The organism is Flavobacterium sp. (assembly GCF_044361065.1).
Classification (GTDB): Bacteria; Bacteroidota; Bacteroidia; order Flavobacteriales; family Flavobacteriaceae; genus Flavobacterium.
The window spans coordinates 1-3,323 of record NZ_JBIKJI010000195.1 but is presented as its reverse complement, the minus strand read 5'-3'; the positions used below and the strand labels follow the sequence as shown (position 1 = coordinate 3,323).

Sequence of the window (3,323 nt, the reverse complement as noted above, 5' to 3'; positions counted from 1 at the left end):
GCAGGTGTGATGAATAATGAAATGAAATTGGTTCCTCTTGTGGGTGAACAATTTCAGAAATGGTTTAAAAATTTATAATTTATGAGTTTAGAATATTTGGTAAAAGCGCCAAAAGAAGTAAAAGAAAAAAACGGTGCGTTACTTTTAATACACGGGTATGGCAGTAATGAAGAAGATTTGTTTTCTTTTGCACCACAATTACCTGAAGATGTTTATGTGATATCGATTCGTGCACCATACAATTTGCAGCCTTATGGTTATGCTTGGTATGAAATTACTTTTGATGCTGATGAAAATAAGTTTTCAAATAACGAACAGGCCAAAGAATCTTTACAACTAATCGCAAATTTTATTGATGAAATTTCAGAAAAATTACCTTTAGATAAATCGAATATTTCATTAATTGGATTTAGTCAAGGTGCGATTTTAAGTTATGGAATGGCGTTTACATATCCATATAAAATTAATAAAGTTGTGGCTTTAAGCGGTTATTTAAACGAACAAATTTTACCAGAAAATTATGATGTAAATCAAATTAAACATATTAAATTTTTTGTTTCTCACGGCACACAAGACCAAGTAATTCCTGTGGAATGGGCAAGAAAAACAGCACCATATTTAGAAAAATTAGGTTTGCGCATTATGTATAAAGAATATCCTGTAGGACACGGCGTAGCGCCACAAAACTTTTGGGATTTTAAAAATTGGTTAGACTAAAATATACTTTAAATAAAAAACAAAAATGGCTCCGAAATCGGAGCCATTTTTGTTTTACTCAATTAGCGTTATATTATAAAGTGAACATAAGTTAACCATATTCATAGAATTCGATAGTTAAACAATAATATGTCTATGCTATTACAGAATCAAGAGTGACTTTTCAAAAATTACTTTAAAAAATTATAAAACTAATTTATTTATAAATGCTTATATTTGCAGTTAGATACAAATAACAGGTATGATGATTAACAACGAAGAACATAACGATGAAATTGGCAACAATCATATTGCTACAAATACACAAAATCCAATACGAATAGATGCTTTTGAAATTTCTGACGAAGAAAAAATTATAAGAATCAAAAAAGATGTAGAGAATATTCTTCTTACACTTGGAATGGACTTAACAGATGATAGTTTGAAAGGAACACCAAACCGAGTTGCTAAAATGTTTGTAAAAGAAATTTTTGGCGGCTTACATCCAGATAAAAAACCAAGTGCCTCTACATTTGAAAACAAATACAAATATGGCGAAATGCTTGTTGAAAAAAACATTGTAGTATATTCTACTTGTGAACATCATTTATTACCTATTTATGGTAGAGCGCATATTGCTTACATTTCAAACGGAACAGTTGTTGGTTTATCAAAAATGAATCGAATTGTAGAATATTATGCAAAAAGACCTCAAGTTCAGGAACGTTTAACGATTCAAATTGTAAAAGAATTACAAAGTGTTTTAAATACGGAAGATGTGGCTTGTGTTATTGATGCCAAACATATGTGTGTGAACTCAAGAGGTATTAAAGATATTGAAAGCAGCACCGTGACTTCTGAGTTTGGCGGGAAATTTAAAGAAGAAAAAGTAAAAAGAGAATTTTTAGACTATATTAAATTAGATACACGATTTTAATTAGCCCTGATTGCAGTGAAAATCCTTTTTTAATTGTTGACTGAGGTTCTCGAAGGCAACATTTTAAAAAGATTGTAACGGAAAGCAGGAATAGCTTCAAAAAAAATAAAAAAAACATAAATTAAACAAAATGCCACTTTACGAAACCAATCCACTTCAAGTGTATAATTCTTTATCGGGAAAAAAAGAAAATTTTAAATCGATTCACGAAGGTCAAATTGGTATGTATGTTTGTGGACCAACCGTTTACAGCAATGTGCATTTAGGAAATGTAAGAACTTTTATGAGTTTTGACATGATTTATCGTTATTTATTACATTTAGGTTATAAAGTTAGATATGTACGAAATATTACTGATGCCGGACATTTAACAGATGATGGCAATGTAGAAAATGACAGATTTGTCAAACAATCGCGTTTAGAAAAATTAGAACCTATGGAAATTGTACAGAAATATACTGTCGATTTTCATCACGTTTTAGAAACGTTTAATTTGCTACCTCCTACTATTGAACCCACAGCTACTGGTCATATTTTATAACAAATTGAATTGACTCAAAAGTTAATTGAAACCGGTTTTGCTTATGAAAGCAATGGTTCTGTTTATTTTGATGTGTTAGAATATAACAAACGTGGTTTAAATTATGGCGAATTAAGCAATAGAAATATTGAAGAATTATTTGCCAATACCAGAGATTTAGACGGACAAACTGAAAAGAAAAACCCTCAAGATTTTGCACTTTGGAAAAATGCTTCTCCAGCTCATATTATGCGTTGGAACTCACCTTGGGGAGCTGGTTTCCCTGGTTGGCACTTAGAGTGTACGGCTATGAGCACCAAATATTTAGGTGAAACTTTTGACATTCACGGAGGCGGTTTAGATTTAAAATTCCCACATCACGAATGTGAAGTGGCACAAGGTACTGCTTGTAACGGCGTAGCGCCTGTAAAGTATTGGATGCACGCCAATATGTTAACTATGAATGGTTTGCGTATGAGCAAAAGTACTGGAAATTACATTTTACCAATGGAGTTATTAGAAGGTAAAAACGATTTCTTCGAAAAAGAATTTAACCCAAGTGTGGTACGATTTTGTTTTATGCAAGCGCATTATCGAGGTGTTTTAGATATTTCAAATGAAGCAATGCTGGCTAGCGAAAAAGGATATAATCGTTTGATGGAAGCCATAACATTGTTATCTAAAATTGAAACCAATACCTCTTCTTCAGTAGATATTGCATCTTGGAAAAAAGCGTGTTACGATGCGATGAATGACGATTTTAATACCACTATTTTAATGGCTCAATTATTTGAAGCGGTTAGAATCATAAATCTATTAAACGACAAAAAAGAAACAATTTCTGAAACGGATTTAACAGAATTAAAAACCACATTAGAAAGTTTTGTTTTTGATGTTTTAGGATTAACAAATAAAAAAGCTGAAGGAAATAACAATAAATTAGGAAGTGTTATCGAAATGCTAATTGAAATGAGAATGGAAGCAAGAGCCAATAAAAATTGGGCTTTATCTGATGAAATTAGAGATAAATTAGCCGTATTAGACATTCAGTTAAAAGACGGAAAAGAAGGAACGAGTTTTACGTTGTAATTTCGGATTTACGAATTGGGATTTACGATTTACAAAATAAAAATTATGAAGAAACTATTCATTTTTCCATTTATAGTAATT

General features: G+C 31.1%; 2 protein-coding genes and 1 pseudogene. All 3 read left to right on the top strand.

The window, feature by feature from the left end; genetic code table 11:
* Positions 1-81 precede the first annotated feature (81 nt).
* The 3 genes and pseudogenes from ACIQ11_RS09760 (at position 82) to cysS (ending at position 3,242) form a co-directional block, all read left to right on the top strand.
* On the top strand, positions 82-717 hold the full coding sequence (locus tag ACIQ11_RS09760) for an alpha/beta hydrolase (protein ID WP_396154446.1): 636 nt from the start codon (positions 82-84) through the stop codon (positions 715-717).
* Between the two features lie 244 nt (positions 718-961).
* Positions 962-1,633: a GTP cyclohydrolase I FolE gene (gene folE, locus ACIQ11_RS09755; RefSeq protein WP_396154448.1), complete on the top strand. Its 672-nt coding sequence runs from the start codon at positions 962-964 to the stop codon at positions 1,631-1,633.
* A gap of 130 nt (positions 1,634-1,763) precedes the next feature.
* Positions 1,764-3,242: pseudogene (gene cysS, locus ACIQ11_RS09750) on the top strand (cysteine--tRNA ligase).
* The last annotated feature ends 81 nt before the right edge of the window (positions 3,243-3,323 follow it).

Bases quoted from the DNA above. Each gene is read 5' to 3' on its own strand.
- folE (WP_396154448.1), top strand. From the start codon at position 962: ATGATTAACAACGAAGAACATAACGATGAAATTGGCAACAATCATATT.
- ACIQ11_RS09760 (WP_396154446.1), top strand. From the start codon at position 82: ATGAGTTTAGAATATTTGGTAAAAGCGCCAAAAGAAGTAAAAGAAAAA.